The sequence below is a fragment of the Acinetobacter sp. IRS14 genome, from assembly GCF_034650275.1.
In the GTDB taxonomy this organism is placed as follows: Bacteria; Pseudomonadota; Gammaproteobacteria; order Pseudomonadales; family Moraxellaceae; genus Acinetobacter; species Acinetobacter oleivorans.
Map to the genome: position 1 here is coordinate 65,046 of NZ_JAOVFN010000012.1, position 24,442 is coordinate 89,487.

Genomic DNA, 24,442 nt, shown 5'->3' on the forward strand with positions numbered 1-24,442 from the left:
TCATGCAAGAGTTGATCAAAGCCAGTACAGCTGCTGACGGTGTTTTGTTATTAACCCTAAACCGTCCGGAAAAAAGAAATGCTTTAAACAATGCAACATTGCAGTGTTTATGCGAGTTGCTCGAAGAAGCTGAACATAATGCTCAAGTCAAAGCGGTGGTTTTAACGGGTAATGTTCAATGTTTTGCGGCTGGAGCAGATCTTACCGAGTTGGCTGCAATGGATGCGGTGTCTTTGCAACTCGATATTCGCCCGAAGCTTTGGCAAAAAATTGATGCGTTTAGTAAGCCACTCATTAGCGCAGTCAATGGCTATACCTTAGGCGCTGGGTTCGAGTTGGTTTTGCATTCAGATATGGTGATTTGCGGTGAAAATGCCCGTTTTGCTTTACCTGAAATTACCTTGGGTATGTTGCCGGGTGCAGGCGGAACACAGCGTTTAGCACGCTTGGTTGGACAACAACTCACCATGCGCTGGGTCATGACTGGTGAAATGATTTCGGCAAAACAAGCCGAGCAACATGGCATTTGCAGTCAAGTGGTTCCGACCGAATTAACCGTTGAATATGCGGTTCAACTTGCAGCCAAAATTGCGAAACAAGCGCCTTTAGCGATTCGCGTGATTAAACAATCAATTAAAAGTATTCATGAAACAACATTAAGTCAGGGACTCAAGTTTGAACGTCAAAACTTTGTCTGGCTGGCGGCTACAAAAGATCGAAACGAAGGGATTAACGCTTTCTTTGAGAAAAGAAAGCCAGTGTTTAGAGGTGAGTGATGGACTATCAAAATATTATTGCTGAAGAAAAAAATGGTGTTGGCTACCTGACATTTAACCGCCCAAAAGCACTGAATAGCTTTAACGTTGATATGCACCGTGAAGTGGCTGAGGTTTTAAACCTTTGGACCAAAAATCCGGATGTTCGCTGTGTTGTGATTAGTGGTGAAGGCCGCGGCTTCTGTGCAGGGCAAGATTTAGGTGATCGTGTAGTAGACCCAAACGCTGAAGCTCCAGATTTAGGATATTCCATTGAAACTTACTATAACCCGCTGATTAAAACGATTGTAAATATGCCAAAGCCTGTCATTTGCGCGGTAAATGGCGTGGCAGCAGGTGCAGGGGCAAATATTGCACTGGCTTGTGACTTGGTGATTGCAGCTAAATCGGCAAACTTCGTACAAGCATTTTGCCGCTTAGGTTTGGTTCCAGACTCTGCGGGTACATGGTTTTTACCACGTGCTGTAGGTCATGCGCGTGCGATGGGATTGGCTTTGTTAGGTGACAAGCTCCCAGCAGAAACCGCAAAAGAATGGGGCATGATTTGGGATGTGGTTGAAGACGCCGAGCTTAAAACAAAAGTGACTGAACTCGCTGAACGTTTAGCGAAACAGCCTACTTTTGGTTTATCTCTCATTAAAAAAGCCATTCATCAATCAAGCAATAACACCTTTGATGAGCAAATGCTGTTAGAACGTGACTTACAACGTATTGCGGGTCGTTCCGAAGATTATCGTGAAGGTGTACAAGCCTTTATGAACAAACGTGAACCAAATTTTAAAGGGCGCTAAGCATGACAGATTTAGACTTATCTCGTGCCCGAATTGCCGTTATTGGTTCTGGCACCATGGGTATCGGTATTGCCCAGTTAGCGATCATTAATGGGCACTCGACAGTTTTATATGATCTGGATGCTCAAAAAGCGCAACAAGCCGCTCAAGGCTTAGAGCAGACATTTAAAAAGCTGGTTGAAAAGAGCAAGCTTACACAACAGCAAGCTGATGAAGCCTTAGCGCGTTTAACTGTGGTCAACCAAGTTGAAGCGCTGCGTGATGCTGACTTGGTTATTGAAGCTGTTGTTGAGAAAAAAGAAGTTAAACAGTCTTTATTTAAGCAACTTGCTGAAATTTGTAGTGCGCAAACTATTTTTGCAAGTAATACATCTTCAATTTCAGTGACTGCAATTTCGGCTGGCATTGCTCACCCTGAGCGCGTGGTCGGCTTACACTTTTTTAACCCTGCGCCAGTCATGAAACTGGTTGAAATTGTACAAGGCTTAAAAACCCCAAACAGCTTATGTTTGGCTTTAAAAAACTTGATGTTGAATTGGAAAAAAATTCCGGTACTCACCAAGTCGACTCCTGGTTTTATTGTTAACCGAATTGCTCGTCCGTTTTATGCAGAAGGCTTTAGAGCACTGCAAGAACAAGTCACCAGCTATGACCAGCTAGACTATGCCTTAAAGCAGTGTGGCGGTTTTGCGATGGGGCCGTGTGAACTCACAGACCTCATTGGACAAGATGTTAACTTTTCGGTAACCCAAAGCGTTTACCAAGAGTTTTTTTACGAGCCACGCTACCGCCCAAGCCTAATTCAAAAAGAATTAGTCGATGCAGGTGCTTGGGGGCGTAAGTCAAAACAAGGTTTTTATCAATATAACGAAAAAAATCAGTACGAGACATTTCAGCCTCAAGCTGTAACTGCCAAACCAGTTGATGCACATATTCAGCTAAAAGGGATTTGGTCTCAGCTACCAGCTTTTTTAACCCGTTTAGGTTTAAAAAGCGGATCTGCAAGTGACGACAATATCCTTCAAATTGATGATATCGACTTACGTTTAAGCCAAGGTGAGTCTGCCAATATTCATTACTTAAGCCGTAAAGTGGTTTTGATGGATTGGCACCATAATTTTGAGCAGGCAGAGGCTTTAGTACTCAGTCATAACGAACTATGTGAAGCAAGTGATCTGGCTAAAGTTGAAGCCTACTTTGCACAGTTTGGTATGAGCGTCATGTGGATTAAAGACCATCCTGCGCTGTTAACCTTACGCATCATCGCTTTACTTATTAATGAAGCCTGCGAAGCAAGTTTACATGGTGTTGCGAGTCTGGAAGATATTGATAATGCCATGAAATATGGAGTGAATTATCCTAAGGGTCCTTACCAGTGGTTGACACAAATGGGCGGTGCTTATGTGCTCCAAACCTTAAATAACTTATATGCACTGTATGGAGAGGAAAAATATCGCGCGAGTATCTACCTCAAACAATATGTAGCAAAAACTCAAAACATTGCTACCCAATATTCACGCGATATGACCGAATTTGCATAATCAGGAGTCAACATGGAAGACGTTTTAATTTGCGATTTTATTCGTACCCCAATTGGACGATATGCAGGTGCCCTAAGTGCTGTACGTGCAGATGATTTAGCTGCATTGCCCATCAAATATTTAAAAGATAAACACCCGAACTTGCCGTGGAATACGGTAGACGAAGTGTTTTTAGGATGTGCTAACCAAGCAGGTGAAGACAACCGTAACGTTGCACGTATGGCGACACTCTTGGCGGGCTTACCTGATACAGTGCCAGCCATGACCGTCAATCGCTTGTGTGCTTCTGGCTTAGATGCGGTAGGCCTTGCGGCACGCTCAATTAAGGCAGGTGAAGCGCAGTTTGTGTTGGCAGGTGGCGTTGAGTCAATGAGCCGTGCGCCATTTGTACAAGCTAAACCGACCGAAGCGTTTAGCCGTACACCTGAAATTTATGACACCACTATTGGCTGGCGCTTTGTAAATAAGCAACTTAAAGCGCAATACGGCACCGACAGCATGCCGGAAACTGCCGAAAATGTAGCTGAAAAGTATCAGATTAATCGTGAAGACCAAGATGCGTTTGCATTGCGTAGCCAACAAAAAACGGCTGCTGCACAACAAAACGGTTTCTTTAACGATGAGATTTTGCCTGTCGAGATTGTAGACCGTAAGAAAAATGTGGTTGTGGTGAACCGCGATGAACATCCGCGTGAAACTACACTTGAAGCACTCGCAAAACTAAAAGCACCTTTTAGAAAAGAAGGCGGTTCGGTGACTGCCGGAAATGCCTCTGGTGTAAATGATGGTGCTGCATGTGTGTTAATTACCAACCGTGAATTTGCAGATACACATGGTTTAAAACCTTTAGCACGCGTGATTGGCATTGCAAGTGCAGGGGTTGAACCCAAATATATGGGTATAGGTCCTGTTCCGGCTGTGCAGAAGATTTTAAAGCAAACAGGTTTAACGCTAGATCAGATGGATGTGATTGAACTAAATGAAGCATTCGCAGCCCAATCTTTAGCTTGTATGCGTGAACTTGGTTTAAAAGATGACGATGAACGCGTGAACCCAAATGGTGGTGCGATTGCGTTAGGCCATCCGCTCGGTATGAGTGGTACTCGCTTAGTAATTACAGCAACTCGTGAGCTAAAAAAACGCGGTGGACGCTATGCACTTTGCACGATGTGTGTAGGTGTTGGACAAGGCGTCGCACTGATTTTGGAAAATTTAAATTAATTTAGACGGTTTTAAAAATTACATAATGAGGAGATAGGCGATGGACAGCCTTACAACGGATAATGTTGAACAATTAACACTTGCACAGCTTAGAGAGCTGCAAACTAAACGGTTAAAACAAACCCTGACTTTTGTATATGAAAATAGTCCGGTCTATAAGAAAAAGTTCGATGAAGCGGGTGTACATCCTGACGACTTCGTGACTTTAGACGATCTGGCGAAGTTTCCATTTACCACCAAACAGGATTTAAGAGACAACTATCCGTTTGGTATGTTTGCCGTGCCGCAAGAGCAAATTGTGCGTTTACATGCATCATCGGGCACAACGGGTAAACCGACTGTGGTGGGTTACACCCAAAAAGATATTAATACTTGGTCGGACATTGTTGCGCGTTGCTTACGCATGGCAGGTTTAACCGCGAAAGATATGGTTCAGGTGGCTTATGGCTATGGACTATTTACAGGTGGTTTGGGTGCACATTATGGTGCCGAGCGCTTAGGTGCAACGGTTATTCCAATGTCTGGCGGGCAAACTGAAAAGCAAGTTCAGCTCATTCAAGATTTTAAACCTACTGCAATTATGGTTACGCCATCGTATTGCGTCAGCATTATTGAAAAGCTGGAACAACAATTTGGTACTGCACGTAATACGTCTTTAAAAGTCGGTATTTTTGGTGCCGAGCCATGGACCAACGAACTGCGCCGTGAAATTGAAGAACGTCTCAATATTAAAGCACTCGATATTTATGGTTTGTCTGAGGTAATGGGACCCGGTGTTGCGATGCAGTGCTTAGGTGAGGGCGAGGGATTAACCATTTGGGAAGATCATTTCTACCCTGAAATTATTAACCCTGAAACGGGTGAAGTCTGTAAGGATGGCGAACTTGGCGAGCTCGTCTTTACGACTATTACCAAAGAAGGCTTACCAATTATTCGTTACCGTACTCGTGATTTAACTCGTTTACTCGCTGGAGAAAATCTGGCAATGCGTAAAATGGATAAAATTGTGGGTCGTAGTGACGACATGCTGATTATTCGCGGCGTGAACGTTTTCCCGACTCAAATTGAAGAGCAAATTTTGCAAGTTCCGCATTTAGTTCCAAATTATGAAATTTTGGTGACTAAAAAAGGCCATATGGATACTTTGCATATTCGTACAGAGATGTGTCATAACTGTAATATACAGGCCAATCAACTTGCTCAGGAGTTGATGAAACGCATTAAAACCATGATTGGGATTAGCGTGACTGTAGAAGTTGTTACAGAAGCGACCTTACCTCGTTCGGAAGGTAAGGCAAAGCGGGTAATCGATATGCGTCAGATTGCTTAACATCAAAATCATTCAGGGTATAGAATCTATACCCTGAAACTAAACGCCAAGACATGAGTATGAGTGCAAAAATACAGCAAATAATTGATTCTGTTGTAAAGAATGAGACCTTAAGTGGAACTTCGCTTATTTCGACAATTTTTGGAGATTCAGTACTTCATCGGGGTGGAAATATTAGTCTTGCAAGCCTGATTCAGTTATTAGAGCTATTTGGTTTTAATGACCGCGCTGTAAGAACCTCTGTTTTTCGTTTAGTTAAAAATGATTGGTTATGTTCGGACAAAATCGGCAGAACCAGTTTTTATCGAATTACCGATTCGAGCCGTTCGACTTATTTGCAGGCTGAGCAACGCATTTATAACGACCAGATGAAAGAGTGGGACCATTATTGGGATCTTATTCTGATGTCTAGCCTCGACACTGAAAATAAAGCGTTGCTAAAGAAAGAACTGGAATGGTTAGGATTTGCCAATATTTCGACAAACTTAATGGCTTATCCGGGTTGTAATCGTATTGAACTGCAACGCTTGTTGGTTGACTTAAATATGAGTGAGCAAGTGGTGGTGTTTAAAGCCGAAACTTTGCAGCTCTTTAATAATTCGGTCGATACCATTGGTCGTATGCTCAGAACCAACTGGCCTATCGATGAATTACGCCAAAGATATTTACAGTTTCTCGATATTTTTAGAGAAATTGGCGTGTTGCTGATGCAGGAAAACGAGCAGTTAGAACCTGTTCAGGCCTTTCAAATTCGAACTTTGCTGATTCATTATTATCGTCGGATTTTGTTGAAAGACCCTGCATTACCGCTTGAGTTATTGCCAACTGACTGGCCTGCGATAAGTGCACGAACGTTATCAATGAATATTTATAAAAAAGTATTTGAACCTGCGGATGAATACTTCTTGTCTGTTGCCGCAACAGCAGAAGGACCAATGCCAAATGCCACAGCACATTATTGGCGCCGTTTCGGAGGTTTGGTTGCGACAAATGAGAGGTTAAATTATGCCTTGTTATAGTATTGACGGTGTTATTCCAGTCGTTAGCCCAGACGCTTTTGTACACCCAACGGCTGTTTTAATTGGTGATGTGATTATTGAAGCGGGTGTATATGTAGGGCCATTTGCTTCACTGCGTGCCGATTTTGGTCGTATTCATATTAAGCAAAATGCCAATATACAAGATAACTGCACCGTCCATGGTTTTCCGCAAAGCGTGACTTTAGTTGAGGAAATGGGCCACATTGGGCATGGCACAACGTTACATGGTTGCCGCATTGGTAAAAATGTTTTGGTGGGCATGAACAGCGTAATTTTGGACTATGCCGAAATTGGTGAAAACACCATTATTGGTGCAAATAGTCTGGTCAAAACTAAAGATATTATTCCGGCAAATGTATTGGCAATGGGTAGTCCTGCCAAGGTTGCACGTGATTTATCAGAACAAGAAAAAAAGTGGAAAACCAGAGGCACACAAGAATACATTGAGCTTGCACAGCGCTGCTTAAACTCAATGCAAGAAGTTCAGCCTTTAAGCTCAGAGTTGGATGACCGCCTGACCTATAAAGACTTTAGTTCTTCAAACTATCAGATTAAACAAGATAGTGTTTAACAGCTTTTAAGCAGTCGATTTCAATACACATGAGTTCATAACACTTAAGGAATACTCGCACGAGTAGGGAGACGTTTGTGCAAAATATGGAAAATACTGCGGTTGATCAATTCGCAGAATTATTAGGTGTTCAAGTGCTGCATCGCAGTTTTGATGAAGCGCGTTGTCAGCTTAATGTAAAAGACGAACACATGAATGCATTGGGCGGCGTACATGGCGGTGTCATATTTTCTTTAGCCGATATTGTTTTTGCGATGGCTTGTAATGCAGGCGATGCGCCATATACGGGCCTACAGGCAGATATTCGCTATATGAGCGGTGCGAAAGATAGGGTGTTATTTGCAACTGCAACCAAGGTCGGCAGTAGTAAAAAATTCGCGCATTATGAAGTGGTGATAACAGACGGTTTGAATAATAGAGTCGCTTTATTTACATCTACGTGTTACAGACTTGCGCCGTGATATATGGTTAGTTTTGAGCAGAGTGGTTGGGCTTGCCTGTAGCCATTTTTACTTAAAGCAATTGAAGCATATGAAAGGGCTTTTCTATTAATGTTAGTTTCACCTTCAGCATGTTTGATCAGAGTATTTTATTTTTTAATTATTTGAAAATTAATAGTTATTTTTAAAAGAAATTATAAAATTGACCTCAAGTAGTCTCATGCCAAATTGATAATAATTTGTTATAAAATTCTATTTACTAAATTTAAAATTGGTGGTTATTATGAGAAATAAACAACAAAAAAGGAAGGTCTATATAAATTTACAAAAGAAATAGTTATAGAACATCAGTATTATTATGTATAGTGTGTTCATTAGTTGAGAAAAATATCAAAAATGTTTTCAAATCTAAAATCACTTAGATGGTTAGGCTATACAGTAGGGATAGCTTTTTTACCCATTCTTTTACGTCTCTTAATTTGCTTCTTTACCCAAGATTCTACTATTAAGATTAGCGCTTATGCTATTGGGGATATCATTCTCTTTTCATTGATTATTCAACTTTCTATTCTTACGGAAATTGATAATATCGCTGATCCTAAAAGTAGTTTGTGGCGAGAACGAAATAAGATATTAGGGATACTTTGGCTGATTGCACTTTCTTTTCTGCTTTGTTTATCCCTTATAAGTGAAGGTGGGAAAGAATTAGTAAATGGGACAAACTTATTAATATGCTCGATAGTTATAGCTGTTGTTAATTTCATAATTGGTTTTAGGTTCTTTAACTATCTAAATAATACTTCTAAAATGGCAGGAGGATAAAGATGGATTTTTTTATTATACTTCTGACATTTATAATGGTATCGCTATCTTTATACTTTGCATTTAAATCGTATAATGATACTAGGAAAAAACATTATGAAGATTATTTGAAGAGAAAAAGATGAAAGATTTACGTTATTACGTTTATATTGATACAGAAAAGCTTTACTCATTTTCATCACAAGTTTTTAGTGGTGTAACAAAAGAATTAGTTTCTACGTCAAGCTCTGTAGAAAACAAAGGTGAAGAGCAAAAGGGTGTAGTTGGTAGTGGTCAAAAATTGGTTGATTTCATAGAAACAGCTAATTCGTCTGTTGAAACCAAATATTTGCATGATTATGCGTTTAATCTTTTAGAAAAAGATATTGAGGCTGAATATATCTTAGATCTCAATAATTATGATAGTAAAACTCTTACTTCTGAAATACTAACATCGAAACCTTTTATTAGATTTGAAAGTCAAATTCGGTTTGATGATTACCATAAGTTTATTGATCTATTTAAAAATTTTAATACTTATGGTGAAGCATTATTCTTTATAACAAATCATGAAAATTTAGCGCACCAAAAGAAAGTATTAGAAGATCAAAAGAGTCTTACGAGAGATAAAGGAATAATTCGACAATTAGATAACGAATTAAAAAGATTCAACAATATTAAAGAAATGGCCTTAGAAGCTGGATTAAATCTTGATTCCACCTATCTGGATAAGATGTATACGATTTTGACCTATGGTTTTAAAGATGAGTTGGCTATTTCACAGTATCATGGCCATATTAAAGTTACTTCTTACTTATCAGAATCTTACTTAAGAGAACCTAAAGATCTTTTTGTCAGTAAATATGGAAGATATACATATAAAAAATTTGTTGTTATAGGTACTTTAAGTCAGAGTTTTACCGAAGAGGAAAAGTTAAGTATCCAATTTAATGAAAAAACTGAAGAAATTTCTACTAGCATCTTAGATCAACCTGAAGGGTTGGGCCCTGCAATCCATAATCTACTACAAACTTATTGTAGCTTGGAAAAAACTATACGTCATTTACTTAAAAATGAATTAGTAATTGATCCATTAGCAATATATATGAAACTTTGATATCAAAAATAAATGGGAAAAAATAATTTGTTTTAGAAATGTGGAGTAATTTTTACTGTTTACTTAGAATGATAAATATATCTTGGTCGTATTTTATTGAATATAATCTATACAAAATTTTTCTACCCCTAAAAACAGCCTCCCAAGGCTGTTTTTTTATTCCCCCTCTACAACTCCCACTTAACAATAACTCCCTCATTATTTAGCCTTACTTTTCTAATGATTTAATTTAAAACAAATGGCATTTTACGTGCTTGACTGCAATAGGGTTGGGTACTATTCTTTGCCTGCTGGCCACATTGCCAGCCGGTTTTGACGAACCGTTCTCACACGAGTATCAGAATTATTCCTTCTGAGGGATAGTTTTGTGCGGCTCTTCGTCTCCCTCTCGTAGCGGTAGGACGGAAGGGGGACACCTTCGGGTGTGCTGGCCTCGTGTGACCAGTTCGTCAACCCTCTTTCGTTCTGCCACCATAATTTTAATGTCTGGCAGAACTCCCAATAAAAAGGAGTTGGCTTTGCACATCCATTATTTCTTGGCTCTCAATGCCAAAAGCTATAACGACACAGCTTAAAATTTTAAAGCAGCTTGATTGCCCTAAGGTTTTCAGGCTTTAAGTCTTTTTTATTTAAAACTTAGCAATAACAAAATCGAGATGTGCCACGCACAGTCTTTATGGCTTTGCTGTGCCTTTTTTTCTCCCAAAAAAGTATCTCATTTAGAAACAACAAGAATTTATAGCGGTAAAACGATGCCAAACTTAGTTCTTCCAGCACGTGCCATGCAAGTCATTAATACATCAATTCATTTATTTCACCATTTTGGGTTTCATACGGTTGGGGTCGACAGAATTGTGAAAGAGTGCGAAATTCCAAAAGCGACTTTTTATAACTACTTTCACTCGAAAGAGCGGTTTATTGAAATCTGTCTAATCGTGCAAAAAGAACGTTTAAAAGAAAAAGTAGTTTCAATTGCTGAGTACACCAGCCACACAAGTGCTAGGGATAAACTCAAGGCGCTTTATCTTTTACATACCGATTTAGAGGGATTGTACTATTTATTGTTTAAAGCCATTTTTGAGATAAAACTGACCTATTCAAAAGCCTATCAAGTCGCAATTAAATATAGAACGTGGCTCATCAATGAAATCTATAGTCAGCTCATAAAACTAAAAAACGATGCAACTTTTCAGGACGCAAAACTATTTTTATATATGATTGAGGGTGCAATTATTCAGCATCTAAGCTCAGATGAGGTAGTCGATCAGGAAAAGGTGCTGGATTGTTTTTTGAGTGGGTTGAATAAGATGTAGGAATAAGTTCGAAAGTGAAGTGATACAAATGAGATTGTCATCACTCACTCAGAATATAGGGGTAGAGCATTATAAAAAGGCATAGCTAAATAAAGCTTGCGCTTAGCCGCATAAGAAAGTTAAAAATAATTTCGTAGCATGATTACTTGGATTTATTAAATATTAATAATTTGACCAAACATCAGGTCCATCCTTAATTTCTTCCATTGTTAATAAACAATCGTTGAGTTGCTGCTGAAGTTGTTCCCAATTAATGCCTTGTCCGATAAAAACAATTTCTTGTCGACAGTCACCTGTACGTTCATCCCATTTTTCAAAAATACTATTACGACGATAAACATCTTGAGGCCAGTCAGCCTGATGAATGAAATTCCACCATTTTCCTACGTATTCCCATGCAAATTGATTTCCTGTTTGAACCAGCATTGCAGTATCCTGATAACGATTGGCAAACCAGATATATCCTTTACAGCGTAATAGAGCACCGTTATTCCACGCTTGATGTAAAAAGTTCTGAAAACGCTGAGGATGAAAGGGTAGACGCTCACTATATACCCAAGAAGAAATACCATAATTTTCAGATTCAGAATGAATCTCTTCATTCGGATCCATCTGTTTCATCCATCCTGGAGATTTCACTAAATCAGGCAAATTAAATTTGTGTGTATTTAGAACTTTTTCCAAATCAATTTCACCAAAGGACATGGGTAAAATTTCTGCTGCTGGGTTCAGTTCATTGAGCAGTGATTGCAATTGAGAGTATTGTTCTTGTCCAATCACATCAACACGACTAACTAAAATAACATTAGCGTATTCAACTTGTTCGATCAGGAGATCCGATAGTGGGCGTGTTGTCGATATGGACTCTTCTTCTTGATGAGCCGTTTCAACTTTGTCAGTAGATTGAATCATTTGAGTAAAGTTTTCGCCATTTACTACAGTGACCAGAGTATCTAAACGAGCCAGCTCACTTAAGCTAAAGCCATTTTGATCAAGAAAAGCAAATGTTTCAGCAACAGGCATGGGTTCTGAAATACCTGTAGATTCTATTAAAATATAATCAAACTGTGACTTCTGCGCGATAGTACTAATTTGTTCGAGTAAATCAGCCCTTAAGGTGCAGCAGATACATCCGTTGCTCATTTCAATTAATTGATCAGTACCACGACTGAGATCTACATGACGGCGCACATCTTCAACATCAATATTAATTTCACTCATATCATTGACGATTACTGCTACTTTCATATTCTGCTGATGATTCAGAATATAGTTGAGTAGGGTCGTTTTACCTGAACCTAAAAAGCCAGATAAAACAGTCACAGGAATACGAGACGAATTAAGTTCAAATTCTGATTTTAATGATATTGCTGTCATGCCTGACCTCATAGTTCGTGATAGTTAATATAGAAAATCAGGTTAAGAGGTCTGAGCTTTATCTAAATAGCTCTCAAATAAATCAACGACTACAGAACCTTCAAGACCTGCATCTCCCCATAATTCCTGTGTTGAAAATTCAACATGATAAGTGGGTTGGGGTAATGCATTGGAATGTCCATGGCCGGCAGCATCTGGGAATGGCCATTTTTCCGTGGTTCGGTGAAGGACAACGCCTGTTTTTCCTCTTACATAGGCGGGTACACGAATATGACCGGAAATCGATTCATCACGGACTGTAACCACGTCTCCAACTTCAAATGGTGGACGCCCTGAAATTGCTTCGCGACCATTTGAATGATTTGGGGTAGCAAGTTGAAAATGAGATCCTAAAGCTTCATCGAGTTCTTCTTGCGTAATTACACCAGTCTCTGTAAGCAAAGTGGCTGTTGCAATCACATAACGCTCGTAATATTCAGTCCCAACGTGTTGCCGTAATCCAATACGCTCAACCGCATGACGAATCTGATCAATATTAAATTTATTGAGATGTCCTGCGCCTAAAAACATTAATGTGTAGGCGAGGTGTTCCCAGTCTTTTTTAAATACAGGTTTATAGCTCTTACTATTAATTTGGTGATCAATTGCGCCAAAACCTTGCTTACCACCTAAATCATGAAAACCATCCATTATGTTTACTCCACTATATCGTTGCTAAAAAGTGTGCTCAAAAACTAAGGTAATTTTGGCAATGCAACACCAATAAGTACGTCCTTGGTGATGAGCTGTTGAAGCTCTTCTTCAGTCATATGTTCAGTTCCTTCTGGGCGCATTGGTAATACTAGATAGCGTGTTTCGGCAGAGGTATCCCATACTTTAATTTTGATATCTTCAGGGAGTTCCGTGCCCAGTTCTTTTAGTACCGTGCGACCTTCACGTACTAATCGTGCTCGGAATTCAAAGCTCTTGTACCATTCTGGCGGCAAGCCTAAAACGGGCCAGTTCGTGCAAGAACAAAGGCTGCAAACAATCACATTTTTGATTGTTGGCGTATCTTCAAGGGCAACAATATATTCACCCTGTGGGCCGGTATAACCAAACATTTCACAAGCTGCCGTACCATCACTTAACAACAGCTCACGATAGGCTGGGTCAGTCCAAGCTTTAGCAACAACACGAGCGCCGTTAGCTGGATCAAACTTATTGGCAAGCAGGTCGGTTAAACCTTCGATAAATCCTTCAGGTATTAATCCTTTATTGCTAAGGACTGTGTGTAATGCCCATGCTCTCTCGCCTGGGGTGGAGTTTGATGTTTTAGAAACAGATGTACTCACGTGTAAGACTCCTTGGTAGAGATGAGTTTCAACGAACCATATTCATGAAGAAATGGTTTGATTGATTGAACGTTTTGGGTTTTGTTTAACTTAAAAAGTTTTCCAGTCAACGGCTGCTTCAAAAGCGGCTGCTGCTTGATAGATCGTGCCTTCGTCAAAGTGACGTCCGATCAGCATCATGCCAACGGGTAAATCATCTACTAGCCCACATGGCACACTCATTGCTGGATGACCTGTAATATCTTGTGGGGCTGTATTTCCAATCATTTCAAAGGCACGGGTAATGTATTCCGTTAATGAACTGTCTGAGTCAGGTAGAGGTTGAGCAACAATTGGCAAAGTTGGCATTAATAGAAGATCGTATTCAGCTAATTTTTGGTCATAACCTGCGCGGGCACGTCTTACAATATTTTGTGCTTTAGCGTAGTAACGACCTGAATAGTTCCGAATGCCATATTCGCCCACAAACATGCAGACTTTTAAGGTTGGAGAAAGCTGATCGGCTTTTTGACGCCAGTCTTTGTGTTTATCGAGTAGTTTGACATCGTATAAGCCTGACCAATTGAAGCCCATGCCATTCCCGTGCATCATTTGTGCAGTCAGACCTTCGCAGCCTATCGGTGTCCATAATGCACCTGCCAATTGATGTTCAGGCAAAGAGATTTCTTCAACAATGGCACCGAGTTTTTCAAACTCAGCTGCGGCTTGGCGGACTTTTTCTGCCACTCGTTGATCCATGTTGGGTAGAGCAAAGCCTTCCTTAACAACACCGATTTTTAAACCCTTCACACCGCGATTTAAATAACTTGTATAGTTTTCAACATGAACACCATACTGACGTGGGTCTAGCCCATCTTTACCTGCGATGACTTCAAGCAGTAGCGCATTATCTTGAACCGAACGACTTATTGGACCTGCATGATCAATAGTATTTTCAATAGGCATAATCCCGCTATATGGAACCAATCCGTGGGTTGGTTTCATCCCATAAACACCACAAAAAGCAGCGGGAATACGGATCGAACCGCCTTGATCACAGGCAATTGCTAAATCAACATCGCCGTTTGAAACAAGTGCAGCACTGCCAGATGATGAACCACCTGCACAATAACCGTGACGATAGGGGTTGTGTACTGGGGCAGGGTCTGAGGTATGGCTGCCACCTGAAAGACAAAAATGTTCACAGGTCGCCTTACCTAAAATCGTAGCGCCTTCATCAAGCATACGAGTAACGACAGTGGCATCATAATCTGGAACGAAACCTTCCAAGGTCGATGAGCCATTCATCATTGGAACTTGAGCAAGTGATACATTATCTTTGAGAGCAACGGTTTTCCCTGAGAGTTTTCCAGTTGGAGCACCTTTGACTTCAGTTTTGTAATACCATGCATTTAGTTGATTTTCGGTTACGTCAGGTCGATAAGGTTCTGTACGTGAGTAATGAACTTCCGGAATTTCATCTGCCAGTTCATCAATCAAATCATAAGCATCAAAATTAGCCTGCATAATGCTTAGATATTCTTCGGCTTCTAAGTCAGTCAACTGCATGTGCAGATTGCTTGCAATCTGTTTTAAATCGTCGATAGTTGGTCTTTGAATCGCCATAATTTTTTACCCGTCACTTGTTATTCTGACTGAAGATATTCTTTAAATTAGTCTGTTCTTTTCTTGAAAACTTGATTTAAAGCGCCAGACATTTGTTCGAAAAGGACAACATGAGTAGTTATCCTGATATCGGCTAACTTTTAAAAAATGCGTAAATAACGCAAGTTCAGACGAAAATCTTCTTTGAGGCCATTTTCAACTGAAAGATCACGTCCCAACTGCACGACGAATTGGTCTTTAGGCGTCATAAACTTGCTAATAGCAAAGCGAATGTTGGTAGTTTCGGTGGAGTTACCCTGTGAAACATTATTAATTTTGGTTTCGCCACCCCAGTTATGACCGATACCTAATCCCACTGAAGTTGTGGCATTTGGCATGTAACGTCCCATGACTTGTGTTTCAAATGAAGTATCTTGTTTAAGGGTGTCAGAATTTGTCCCGTAATTATCGTTATTGGTGTAAAACACCACATCACCCACCAGATCTAATGCCCAGTTTGGTGTGAAATGTTTAACATATGCACCCTGTAAATCAAATTTCCAGCGATTACTCCCCAAATTTAATGCTTTATCATTGTCGTAATCTCCGGTCGGAGCATTAATATAAAGCGTTCCTGCAAGAACATCTTTGGCATCATTTAGACGGTAGCGGACAGGTGCAGTTAAAATAAGATCTCCTATACCAGAGGTGCTACCCAGTCCGCTGGCATTGTCTTTGCCTTCAACGCGACCAAAGGGTAATAAGAACTGTGGCTCAATTGTGACGCGATCACTGAGTTCGAATACATGGATCATCCTTGCGATTCCTATGTTTGATTCGACTTTCATATCTTTTGCGGCGGTTGAAGCATTGCTATAGAGTGCATCGGTCGTGGCATGTTGATAATAGATTGCACCGAGAGTTAGACCACCGGGAGCTTGTTCATAATCACCCGGCATAACTTCAGCCCCGTGTGTTTCAGCATATGCAGCCAGTAGAGCTATTAACATCATGTAATATTTATAATATTTTGAATTCATTTTCATTTCCTTTAGGCAATAGCCAGCCATGAGCACAGTTAGACTGTGCTTGTGTTCTGGTGAAATAAAATAATTTGGGGGTATTTAGGTGGTTTGTGCGTCGCGCATCATGCCTGTTTGGGAATGGCAATTGATGTATTCAAATATTTGATGTTTGGCATCACTGACTGAAACTTCATGATAAAGACGCAAGTTTTGTAAGCCTGTAACAACTTTGAAGAAAGTAGTAAAAATTCTGAGATGTGTGGGATGTGATTCTGCCCAACGTTCTAGTTTATCTAATGAGCGCCAGTAGCCTATATCGTAAGCGATATCAAGTAAGTTACCGTCATGATCAACATTTCGAACAAAACGGTTGCTATAGCATCCTACAGATTGGCCTTCATCACGAAGGAAATCCATGCCATCCTGCAATGAAGGCAGCATTTCATTAAAATATAATGCTCTTTCTTGCTCATCTGCATTGACCCAGTCCTGACCAGAACGAATTAACGTAATATTGTCATGGCCTTGTATGACCACACGTCCACCTTTTTGAGGGTCACCTGAAAGTATAGTTAATTCGCCATTGGCTAACATGCGATCTGTCTGTGAAATCGGAAAGCGTTCTCGTGCTGATCCCCAATATCCATGTTCTTGAATATCATCGCTGATACGATCCATGAGCGCGCCCACACCCGGCAAATCTTCTTTAAATGCATATAAAGTTTCAAATTGTTCAGCCCGCGGTGAAACAATTTCACGAAAATAACCGATACCATCATTTAGTCGATCATCTGAACTCCACCAGTCATTAACCTCTGCTAAACGTGCCCATTGACAGTAAGCAGCTGGATCACGCCAGTAACCAACCACAATATAATTTTCATAGTTCTGATTATCAGTATGATGGGTTATATCATGGTTTAATGGCCCATTTTCCAAACCAAAACTTTTCACAATATGCTGCATCGCTTTTATAGCAGCAGCTTTTTGATCAGGTTTAAACTGTATCCCCAAATAAGCCATCACAACTTGTTCGAGATCTTCATCAGCACGTGCTACCCACATAGCAAATGGTGGTTCATATTCATCATGAATTCGTCGGCTAAGTGTGCGAGGGCATTTTAGATGTTTGTCGATTGCTGATTCCATTTTCTTTCTCCTACATCTCTTGTTGCAGCGGTTTCTATCGCAAAATTTGTATTGCTTTAACGGTTATCTATGTTCTGGAGCGCCGTTGTTATATTGATATTACGCAAGGCATAAAATGAAACTTGGTCAGAATGGACAATCTCTTGTTTTAAAAAGACAGGTTTTAATTTGATCAAAAAAAATATATCGTTTAATTTATAGTGAGCTGTTGATGATGCAGGATTGCTCGATCAGCATGTAAAAGTATAAGTAGATAAATAGAACAGATGAGTCTTATGGAAAAGGCTTCAACTATGCACAGAGATAACAGAAGAGTAGTGGTATGAAAGTTGCTTGATGAAAGCAAGGCCATATTTTTTGACATCTTGCGTAGTCGTATAAGGGATTAAATTGCCATGAATCATTATCAGTCATTAAATCCGATTCATTATTCAACTCAAGATATAAGTGCATCCGAACGTTTCGAATATTGGAATGATGTTGTCCTTCGGCACTGTATTCCAGCTCAAAGTAAGCCTGAAAATGAAAAAATTTTTAATGGTGAATTAAGTGTACGTCAGCTTGGTTTGATAGATATATGCACCGTTTCATCCACTATGCACTTTTGGGAACGCACCGAAAAGCATCTACGGTTTGGGCCAAATGACGACTTATGGCTTGGCTTTATGGAAGATGGCTGTGGACAAATAGCCCAAGGTGGCAGGGCTACCCAATACCAAAATAATAGCCTCATGCTATACGATGCGGCACAAACCTTTCAGTTCAATTTAGCAGGCAACAAAAATCACTTAATCCGAATTCCTCGTCATTTATTAATCAATCGTGTACCTAACATTGAACATTTAACTGCTCAAGTTTTAGATGAAACGCGACCGGGAATTATTCCTTTGCGTGAAATGCTACGCCAATCAGTAGACGATAAATTTGATTTTACTAACATGGATTTTGCTGAACGCTTTGCTAAATCAGCTTTAGAGTTATTGGTATTAAGCTTAGAAGTACAGGATATTGCTAAAGTAAATATTGAACGGGATTTATATAGTAAAGCGATGAGTTTTATTTTGCGAAATTTACAAAATCCTGAACTTAACCTAGAAAAGATTGCACAGGCACATTGTGTATCAACACGTACATTGAGTAGGGCATTTGCGAGACATCAAAAGACAGTAATGTCAGTCATTTGGTGTGAACGTTTAATAGCAAGTCGTGATGCACTAAAAAGTGGTCGGGTGGCTAGCATTTCAGAAGTGGCATTAGATTATGGGTTTACTGATTTTTCACATTTTAGCCATGCATTCAAAAAAGCTTTTGGTGTAACGCCTAGAGAATATTTTAAAAAGTGTTAGTTCCCCGTATCTCTTGATTCTTGCTGCTGTAAATGGATGTCTAATGGTTAGCCCAAAAGTCTGGTTGTTAGCCACGCTTGAATATGTCTTAAAAAAAACTAAGGCAGCTTTAAATAAAAAAAGATTTAAAAATAGTCTTAAAGAAAAGAATAGTTGAGCGTTGCGATATTAGACTAATAAGTTGACTTCAAATCGTGGCTTAAGTGGTCTGAGGTCAAGTTTTTTTAAAGAGACTTAAGCAATATGGTTTGCGTAACTTCAATCAAATACTGAAATATTTCGAATCAGCGTATGAGTTGCCTACGTCAGTTATCGTCTCGCACAAAAGTATGCTGAATATAAATAGAGGAGTCATTCATGGGTACGCGTTCAACCATTATGGATACCAATAGCTTTCGTCCAGAACATGCTGCTGAGCTGGACCATGCTACCCGCAAACTGACCGATAAAAGAAATAAAATTTTAGGTGAATCCTATCGCTTGTTTTATCGTAATCCCGTGCATCTGGTGAAAGGACAGGGGCAATATTTATGGGATGCAGCAGGTCATCAATATCTAGATGTTTACAACAATGTTGCCAGCATTGGTCATTGTCATCCTGCGGTGATTGAAGCGGTAAATGAGCAAATGAAAATGCTCAATACGCATACCCGTTATTTACATGAAAATATTTTGGATTACACCGAAGAACTCTTACAAACCACTCCTGATGAAATTGACCGTGCCATGTATATGTGTACGGGTTCGGAAGCGAATGATTTAGCGATTCGTATTGCACGTGAATATAGCGGCGGTACAGGAATCATTGTGTCTCAAGAGTCGTATCATGGAACCAGTAGCTTAACCTCAGGATGCTCTCCAGCGCTTGGAACTGAGCAGCCTTTAGATGCTACAACCCGTTTAGTTCCAGCACCTGATTATTATCGAATTCAAACTGATGATTTGGGTGAATGGTTTGCTCAGCAGATTCAACAACAAATTGACGATATGAATGCAAAAGGCATCAAGTTTGCAGGTTTTTTAGCGGACTCAATATTCTCTTCTGACGGTGTGATGCCTAATCCTGTTGGGTTCTTACAAAAAGCGGTTGATGTCGTGCATGCCAATGGCGGTATCTTTATTGCGGATGAAGTACAACCGGGTTTCGCGCGCACTGGTGATTCTTTCTGGGGCTTTGGTCGTCACAATGTTGTGCCTGATATCATTACCACAGGTAAGCCAATGGGTAACGGGGTGCCAGTGTCAGGGCTTTTAGCCAAGAGTGAAGTCCTCGCTGCTTTTAGCGATAAAATTCCCTATTTTAATACCTTTGGCGGTAATCCTGTTTCTATGGCAGCGGCACAGGCTGTACTTAAAGTCATTCAGGAAGAAGAATTGCAAACCCATAGTAAATATGTGGGAGGGCTACTTCTAAAAGAACTCACTAAACTTATGGATAAACATGAGATGGTGGGTGACGTACGTGGCGCAGGTCTGTTTATCGGGTTTGAACTGGTTAAAGATAGAGCTACAAAAGAGCCGAATAAAGCATTGGCTTTGAACCTTATTGAAGAACTCAGAAACACTCATCGAGTTTTAACCTCAGTTGCAGGTCCTTATGGCAATGTATTAAAACTGCGCCCACCTTTGGCTTTCCAAATAAAAGATATCGATTGGTTAGTTGGCGCTTTAGATCAAGCATTAACAAAATTAAAGTAAGTCACTTTAAATATAAAAATACCCTTCAAGTTGGATGTTAAATCTAATTTGAAGGGTATTTTGTTGTTCAATTATTTTGTGGCTGTAAAAGTTATTTCGAATTACTTAAATAATAAAAAGGCCTTTATTCAAGGCCTGTATTTGCAATGCTTTAGTGTCTTAATTGACGTGGTGTAACACCAAACCAGCGTTTAAATGCACGTGATAGAGCACTTACTTCTGAGTAACCTAATAAGAATGCCATTTCTGAAATTGGAATATTTTTTTGTTTAATATAATGCTCAGCCAATTCACAACGAACCTGATCGACTAAATGGGTAAAGGTCAGTCCTTCATTTTTTAAACGGCGGGTAAGGGTGCAGCTCGTTAAACCAATATCATGAGCGATTTTTTCAAGGTTTGGTTCACCTTCACTCAGTTCAAGTTGGATGTGAGAACGTACTTGATCTGCAAGACTTTGACTTTGAGAAGAGCGATTGAGTAACAGCAGCGTATCTAAAATTACTGTTAATAAAATAGAATCACGCCCCGGCATAGTATGCTGGACGTCTTTTTTTGAAATGATGATGGAGTTAAAAGGTTGATCAAAATAAACAGGTGCGTTAAATAATTTGCTGTGTTCTTGCCAAAATTCAGGGCGAGTATGCTCAAAGTGAATCGCGCGTGGTGAATAATGAGGACCCATCACTTCACGAATCACATTCATAAACATGCCCATGGTCAGTTCTGCATCTTGGCGGCGAGTTAAAATCGCGCCGTGTTGAACCTGATAATCTATGCGCCAGCTATCTCCTAAATCGACCATTCGATTAAGCGTATCTTTCTGATGCAAATAAAAGTTATTGGTCATGTTCATGAGTGCAGACTCTAATGTATTTGAACAAAGACCAATGTACCCAATCAGGCCTAAGGATTTCGGTTGAAACTGTTGACCATAATGCAGGCCAAAATTATCACAACCAGAAACCAGTGCTGCCTGTTCTAGCACCTTGCAATAATTGGGCAGTTGTAAGCTCAACGTTGGGCTAATTAAAAGTTCAGGATTAATACCACTAATACCTAAAACGCGATCAACATCTGCACCTTTTTGACGAATAAACTCGCTTAATCCAGAGGCAGCTGCAGACAATACACCTTGATTACACATATTTGAGTCGACAAGATGAGCTGGGTTGAGATGTAACATGTCAAGTCTCATGATATTTATTCCTAACTATTCTTATATTAAGCAAAAGCCATACCAGTTTTTGCTTACGTCCATGATTTTGTTTTGTTAAAAACTTTTATAAAATAATGACTTATGTGTTGCTGTTTTAAGTTTCAGATTTGACTCTTTAAGAAGAGATCAAGAGTTGTATTTAAGGTTGGGTAGCGAACTAAAAGAAGGCAGAAAATGCATTAGATATAGGCAAAAAGGGCAGAACTCAAACAAGAAATTAAGCGGCTTCTCATGCATACAACATGTATTGTAGGCATGAGAAAATAAGTGAAATATTAATTTTTTGTAGTTTTTGCCGTTTGCGCGCCATAACTTAAACTGGCCATTGAGGGTCTAAATTGACCTGTATTGGCATCGCGGCCCTGTAGTAAGAACTTAGTATTGGCTTGACCATAGCTCTGCACAGCCTGCTGAGAAAATTTTCCAATATCTGAACTTGGACTGCGCAATCGATTGATAATCAGAACCTTCTGAGTCGCCGCAAAATCTTGCATCATATTTTGATCGCCTTCACTGTCACCTGCGATAAAAATTGGCCCGTAACCATATTTAGAGACTAAAAAACGCTGGATGGTTGCGGTTTTGCCTTTACCTTGAGTTTGCGCATAGCCATGACGAAACTCGGGTAAAATTCGATTTTGTGCATCTCGTTCCAACTCCATCGCGTAGGCATTTTTTTCATTAATGTTATAGCCAATCTCTGGATTAGAAATAATCTCCTTAATCACATCAATAAAAGATGCCGAGCAGACATAGACATCAATGCCATTGTCCTGAAAGGCCTTAAATAGATTTTGCATTTCACGGTATGGTCTTAAACCATTTTCCCAAGTGGTTTTCACAACGCCTGCTTGGCCCGAAAGTGCTGCGGGAGAGGTCCATGTTACTGGTCCAATCGGTTGCTGCATTTGCCAAGCCACCGTTGCTTTCACCAAATTACGGACTTCTTGTTCGGTAAGTCCGGTAAATAAATAAGTGACCCACGGATATGCAACTTCATGATCAAACGTGTCTCCAATCGCTGCATATAGATATCTCATTTTAGTAATGAAATCGAGATAATGCGGGTCTTGTTTAATTTGATCTAGACTTTGCTTACCTTTTAGACCGTTATAGTGGTGATAAAGCCATGAGTAGCTCGCAATAATATCTGGGGCGATTTTATCAATATTGACGGCTTGGCCTTGCTGGTTATTGTAGGCCGCTTCAAAATTTTGCGAGCTAATCCCTTTACGAATAATCTGATTAAGCTGCTCTGGCGTGACATTAAACGCTAAGTGTTCAAGCTGATAAATTAAAGTTGCTTCTTCGATGTCTAAAAATACCGAAGTATTGTCAAAGTCAGTGACAATATACGGACGCTTGTCAGGATTGTAGTTTGAGCTATCTTTTCCATAGCTAGCAATTAATTGATTAAGTTGGTCAAAGTTAAAAGCGTCCCATTGACCTTTTTGGATATATTCCTTTTTGGGAATAGCGACAGCGGGAGATGTGCTTTGTATAGGGTTATAGTTACATGCGCTTAGAACAATCATACTTGCCAGACTACTGGTGAGTAATAGTGCTTTGGCAACTTTGCTCAGTTGATGGGTAGCTTGCATAAACCCTTCCTTTAAATTCTATAAAATTTAAAAACTAAAAATTGAAAATGAGGAAAAGCGATCTAAATCACTTTTCAAATTCCGACAGGCATTTGTCCGTTTAAATATTTTTTACAGAGACGCACAGTTTCATTGGACCATTGATCGCCGAGGCTTTGAGCCATTTCTGTTTGTGCGTGAGAACCATTCCAAGCCATCATTTGAATGCGGCGTTGCATGATAAAAGTTGGGATCATTTCATATTCTTCAGACTGAATATGACCTACGCGCTCGTAGCCTTTTAACCAGTAATCAACCCAATGAGGCGCATTTGCATAATGTTCATTGAAGCTAATCGCAGCAGCGAGATCATGCATAAACCAGCTCATGCCGCAGTCATCAAAATCGATCACGCCGATACGTTCTTGTTGTAGTAATAAATTGGTTAAACGCAAATCGGCATGAATCAGGCCATAACGTTCTTGGGTTTTGCCAAAGAAATTTAAATCTTTCGCAATTTGTGCAATGGCTTCTTCAATTACGCCGTGATCTTGTGGTCTTAAATGAGGTGCATTTTTCCAGTTTCCCCAGTGACCATCTGCACCGACCATGGTTTCATGGTTCCACACAATACGTTGAAAGTTTTCAGGCGCTTGCCATGTCTTACTATGTACGTGCAACTTTGCGGTAATTTGTCCTAATTGTTCAAATGCAGTGGGGTCAACTTCAACAGTCGGCATGTCGCCCTCAACCCAGTTGAAAAGAACTGCATAACGATAAATATCATTCGATAGTTTCAAGGTAATGACGCGTTCACCCGATTGATCTGCAATCGCAACAGGAACTTGAATACCGCTGGCATTTAAAGCATCTAACCATTCAAGCTCACTTTGTATATCGAGTTTGCTGTGATAATTGGGGCGATGAATTCGAAGTGCATATCGGGCAGACCCAGTCGAAACTTGATAGGTTGCATTTTCAGACTGACACAGTAGTTTGACCTGTCCTTGATAGTCTGATGGATATTGCTTAATTGCTTGTTCTGCCAGTATTTGTAATTGAACTTGGCTTAAAAATTCATTTTGTTCTACAGACATAACCCATCTCCTCAATTTAATTTTTAAACACGTTTCGTGTTGAGATGCCGTCGATCTTATAAAAGAAAAAATGAATCAACTTGACTTCAAGT

The 24,442-nt window shown here is 39.9% G+C and carries 22 protein-coding genes; 13 read left to right on the top strand and 9 right to left on the bottom strand.

Features of this window, described 5'->3' with window-relative positions; all coding sequences use genetic code 11:
• The first annotated feature begins 2 nt into the window (after window positions 1-2).
• The 11 genes from ODQ17_RS12295 (at window position 3) to ODQ17_RS12350 (ending at window position 10,941) form a co-directional block, all read left to right on the top strand.
• Window positions 3-776, top strand: a complete 774-nt coding sequence (locus ODQ17_RS12295; RefSeq protein ID WP_322903939.1) for an enoyl-CoA hydratase-related protein — start codon at window positions 3-5, stop codon at window positions 774-776.
• Window positions 776-1,567, top strand: coding sequence for a 2-(1,2-epoxy-1,2-dihydrophenyl)acetyl-CoA isomerase PaaG (gene paaG / locus ODQ17_RS12300; RefSeq protein WP_000386291.1), 792 nt, complete (start codon window positions 776-778; stop codon window positions 1,565-1,567). Before ODQ17_RS12295 ends, paaG begins: the two co-directional genes overlap by 1 nt.
• 2 nt (window positions 1,568-1,569) lie before the next feature.
• Window positions 1,570-3,108: a 3-hydroxyacyl-CoA dehydrogenase gene (locus ODQ17_RS12305; RefSeq protein ID WP_322903941.1), complete on the top strand. Its 1,539-nt coding sequence runs from the start codon at window positions 1,570-1,572 to the stop codon at window positions 3,106-3,108.
• Window positions 3,109-3,120: 12 nt separating this feature from the next.
• A complete protein-coding gene (pcaF, locus tag ODQ17_RS12310; protein ID WP_322903943.1) occupies window positions 3,121-4,329 on the top strand; it encodes a 3-oxoadipyl-CoA thiolase in 1,209 nt (402 codons plus the stop codon).
• 40 nt (window positions 4,330-4,369) lie between these two features.
• Window positions 4,370-5,659, top strand: coding sequence for a phenylacetate--CoA ligase PaaK (gene paaK / locus ODQ17_RS12315; RefSeq protein ID WP_322903945.1), 1,290 nt, complete (start codon window positions 4,370-4,372; stop codon window positions 5,657-5,659).
• A 53-nt stretch (window positions 5,660-5,712) separates the two neighbouring features.
• A complete protein-coding gene (paaX, locus tag ODQ17_RS12320; RefSeq protein ID WP_140987362.1) occupies window positions 5,713-6,678 on the top strand; it encodes a phenylacetic acid degradation operon negative regulatory protein PaaX in 966 nt (321 codons plus the stop codon).
• Window positions 6,665-7,270: a DapH/DapD/GlmU-related protein gene (locus ODQ17_RS12325; protein WP_322903948.1), complete on the top strand. Its 606-nt coding sequence runs from the start codon at window positions 6,665-6,667 to the stop codon at window positions 7,268-7,270. Before paaX ends, ODQ17_RS12325 begins: the two co-directional genes overlap by 14 nt.
• A 77-nt stretch (window positions 7,271-7,347) precedes the next feature.
• Complete coding sequence (locus tag ODQ17_RS12330; RefSeq protein WP_322903950.1) at window positions 7,348-7,731, top strand: PaaI family thioesterase; 384 nt, start codon at window positions 7,348-7,350, stop codon at window positions 7,729-7,731.
• Window positions 7,732-8,088: 357 nt separating this feature from the next.
• Window positions 8,089-8,532, top strand: a complete 444-nt coding sequence (locus ODQ17_RS12340) for a hypothetical protein (protein WP_322903952.1) — start codon at window positions 8,089-8,091, stop codon at window positions 8,530-8,532.
• 121 nt (window positions 8,533-8,653) lie between these two features.
• Window positions 8,654-9,628, top strand: a complete 975-nt coding sequence (locus ODQ17_RS12345) for a DUF6414 family protein (protein ID WP_322903954.1) — start codon at window positions 8,654-8,656, stop codon at window positions 9,626-9,628.
• 752 nt (window positions 9,629-10,380) lie between these two features.
• Complete coding sequence (locus ODQ17_RS12350) at window positions 10,381-10,941, top strand: TetR/AcrR family transcriptional regulator (RefSeq protein ID WP_322903956.1); 561 nt, start codon at window positions 10,381-10,383, stop codon at window positions 10,939-10,941.
• 162 nt (window positions 10,942-11,103) lie between these two features.
• On the opposite strand, the gene ODQ17_RS12355 is transcribed toward ODQ17_RS12350, so the two are convergent.
• From ODQ17_RS12355 to oxdA, 6 genes are all read right to left on the bottom strand, one after another.
• Window positions 11,104-12,318, bottom strand: coding sequence for a GTP-binding protein (locus ODQ17_RS12355; RefSeq protein WP_322903958.1), 1,215 nt, complete (start codon window positions 12,316-12,318; stop codon window positions 11,104-11,106).
• A gap of 42 nt (window positions 12,319-12,360) precedes the next feature.
• Window positions 12,361-13,008: a nitrile hydratase subunit beta gene (nthB, locus tag ODQ17_RS12360; RefSeq protein ID WP_322903960.1), complete on the bottom strand. Its 648-nt coding sequence runs from the start codon at window positions 13,006-13,008 to the stop codon at window positions 12,361-12,363.
• A gap of 44 nt (window positions 13,009-13,052) precedes the next feature.
• The gene (gene nthA, locus ODQ17_RS12365; RefSeq protein ID WP_192454871.1) at window positions 13,053-13,652 is read right to left on the bottom strand and encodes a nitrile hydratase subunit alpha; all 600 of its coding nucleotides are present in this window, start codon (window positions 13,650-13,652) and stop codon (window positions 13,053-13,055) included.
• 90 nt (window positions 13,653-13,742) lie between these two features.
• On the bottom strand, window positions 13,743-15,257 hold the full coding sequence (locus tag ODQ17_RS12370) for an amidase (protein ID WP_322903962.1): 1,515 nt from the start codon (window positions 15,255-15,257) through the stop codon (window positions 13,743-13,745).
• A gap of 140 nt (window positions 15,258-15,397) precedes the next feature.
• The gene (locus ODQ17_RS12375) at window positions 15,398-16,249 is read right to left on the bottom strand and encodes a transporter (RefSeq protein WP_322903964.1); all 852 of its coding nucleotides are present in this window, start codon (window positions 16,247-16,249) and stop codon (window positions 15,398-15,400) included.
• Between the two features lie 111 nt (window positions 16,250-16,360).
• Complete coding sequence (oxdA, locus tag ODQ17_RS12380) at window positions 16,361-17,410, bottom strand: aliphatic aldoxime dehydratase (protein ID WP_322903966.1); 1,050 nt, start codon at window positions 17,408-17,410, stop codon at window positions 16,361-16,363.
• Between the two features lie 395 nt (window positions 17,411-17,805).
• Between oxdA and ODQ17_RS12385 the strand changes: the two genes are divergently transcribed.
• Window positions 17,806-18,756 carry a helix-turn-helix domain-containing protein gene (locus ODQ17_RS12385; RefSeq protein WP_322903968.1) on the top strand — a complete coding sequence of 317 codons (951 nt, stop codon included), beginning with the start codon at window positions 17,806-17,808 and terminating at the stop codon, window positions 18,754-18,756.
• Between the two features lie 357 nt (window positions 18,757-19,113).
• On the top strand, window positions 19,114-20,454 hold the full coding sequence (locus tag ODQ17_RS12390) for an aspartate aminotransferase family protein (protein ID WP_049836282.1): 1,341 nt from the start codon (window positions 19,114-19,116) through the stop codon (window positions 20,452-20,454).
• Between the two features lie 151 nt (window positions 20,455-20,605).
• On the opposite strand, the gene qhpR is transcribed toward ODQ17_RS12390, so the two are convergent.
• The 3 genes from qhpR to ODQ17_RS12405 all read right to left on the bottom strand — a co-directional run bounded on the left by qhpR (window position 20,606) and on the right by ODQ17_RS12405 (window position 24,350).
• Window positions 20,606-21,640: an AraC-like transcriptional regulator QhpR gene (gene qhpR / locus ODQ17_RS12395; RefSeq protein WP_002157169.1), complete on the bottom strand. Its 1,035-nt coding sequence runs from the start codon at window positions 21,638-21,640 to the stop codon at window positions 20,606-20,608.
• 308 nt (window positions 21,641-21,948) lie between these two features.
• The gene (locus ODQ17_RS12400) at window positions 21,949-23,274 is read right to left on the bottom strand and encodes a haloacid dehalogenase-like hydrolase (protein WP_322903971.1); all 1,326 of its coding nucleotides are present in this window, start codon (window positions 23,272-23,274) and stop codon (window positions 21,949-21,951) included.
• A 74-nt stretch (window positions 23,275-23,348) separates the two neighbouring features.
• Entirely contained in the window at window positions 23,349-24,350 is a 1,002-nt protein-coding gene (locus tag ODQ17_RS12405; RefSeq protein ID WP_068614093.1) for a phosphotransferase enzyme family protein, read from the bottom strand.
• Window positions 24,351-24,442: the final 92 nt, after the last annotated feature.

Excerpts from the sequence above, each read along its gene's own strand:
- ODQ17_RS12345 (WP_322903954.1), top strand. The coding sequence starts at position 8,654 with ATGAAAGATTTACGTTATTACGTTTATATTGATACAGAAAAGCTTTAC.
- paaX (WP_140987362.1), top strand. The coding sequence starts at position 5,713 with ATGAGTATGAGTGCAAAAATACAGCAAATAATTGATTCTGTTGTAAAG.
- ODQ17_RS12405 (WP_068614093.1), bottom strand. The coding sequence starts at position 24,350 with ATGTCTGTAGAACAAAATGAATTTTTAAGCCAAGTTCAATTACAAATA.
- paaK (WP_322903945.1), top strand. The coding sequence starts at position 4,370 with ATGGACAGCCTTACAACGGATAATGTTGAACAATTAACACTTGCACAG.
- ODQ17_RS12390 (WP_049836282.1), top strand. The coding sequence starts at position 19,114 with ATGGGTACGCGTTCAACCATTATGGATACCAATAGCTTTCGTCCAGAA.
- paaG (WP_000386291.1), top strand. The coding sequence starts at position 776 with ATGGACTATCAAAATATTATTGCTGAAGAAAAAAATGGTGTTGGCTAC.
- pcaF (WP_322903943.1), top strand. The coding sequence starts at position 3,121 with ATGGAAGACGTTTTAATTTGCGATTTTATTCGTACCCCAATTGGACGA.
- ODQ17_RS12350 (WP_322903956.1), top strand. The coding sequence starts at position 10,381 with ATGCCAAACTTAGTTCTTCCAGCACGTGCCATGCAAGTCATTAATACA.
- oxdA (WP_322903966.1), bottom strand. The coding sequence starts at position 17,410 with ATGGAATCAGCAATCGACAAACATCTAAAATGCCCTCGCACACTTAGC.
- ODQ17_RS12295 (WP_322903939.1), top strand. The coding sequence starts at position 3 with ATGCAAGAGTTGATCAAAGCCAGTACAGCTGCTGACGGTGTTTTGTTA.
- ODQ17_RS12400 (WP_322903971.1), bottom strand. The coding sequence starts at position 23,274 with ATGCAAGCTACCCATCAACTGAGCAAAGTTGCCAAAGCACTATTACTC.
- ODQ17_RS12325 (WP_322903948.1), top strand. The coding sequence starts at position 6,665 with ATGCCTTGTTATAGTATTGACGGTGTTATTCCAGTCGTTAGCCCAGAC.
- nthB (WP_322903960.1), bottom strand. The coding sequence starts at position 13,008 with ATGGATGGTTTTCATGATTTAGGTGGTAAGCAAGGTTTTGGCGCAATT.
- ODQ17_RS12370 (WP_322903962.1), bottom strand. The coding sequence starts at position 15,257 with ATGGCGATTCAAAGACCAACTATCGACGATTTAAAACAGATTGCAAGC.
- ODQ17_RS12305 (WP_322903941.1), top strand. The coding sequence starts at position 1,570 with ATGACAGATTTAGACTTATCTCGTGCCCGAATTGCCGTTATTGGTTCT.
- qhpR (WP_002157169.1), bottom strand. The coding sequence starts at position 21,640 with ATGTTACATCTCAACCCAGCTCATCTTGTCGACTCAAATATGTGTAAT.
- ODQ17_RS12385 (WP_322903968.1), top strand. The coding sequence starts at position 17,806 with ATGAATCATTATCAGTCATTAAATCCGATTCATTATTCAACTCAAGAT.
- ODQ17_RS12355 (WP_322903958.1), bottom strand. The coding sequence starts at position 12,318 with ATGACAGCAATATCATTAAAATCAGAATTTGAACTTAATTCGTCTCGT.
- ODQ17_RS12375 (WP_322903964.1), bottom strand. The coding sequence starts at position 16,249 with ATGATGTTAATAGCTCTACTGGCTGCATATGCTGAAACACACGGGGCT.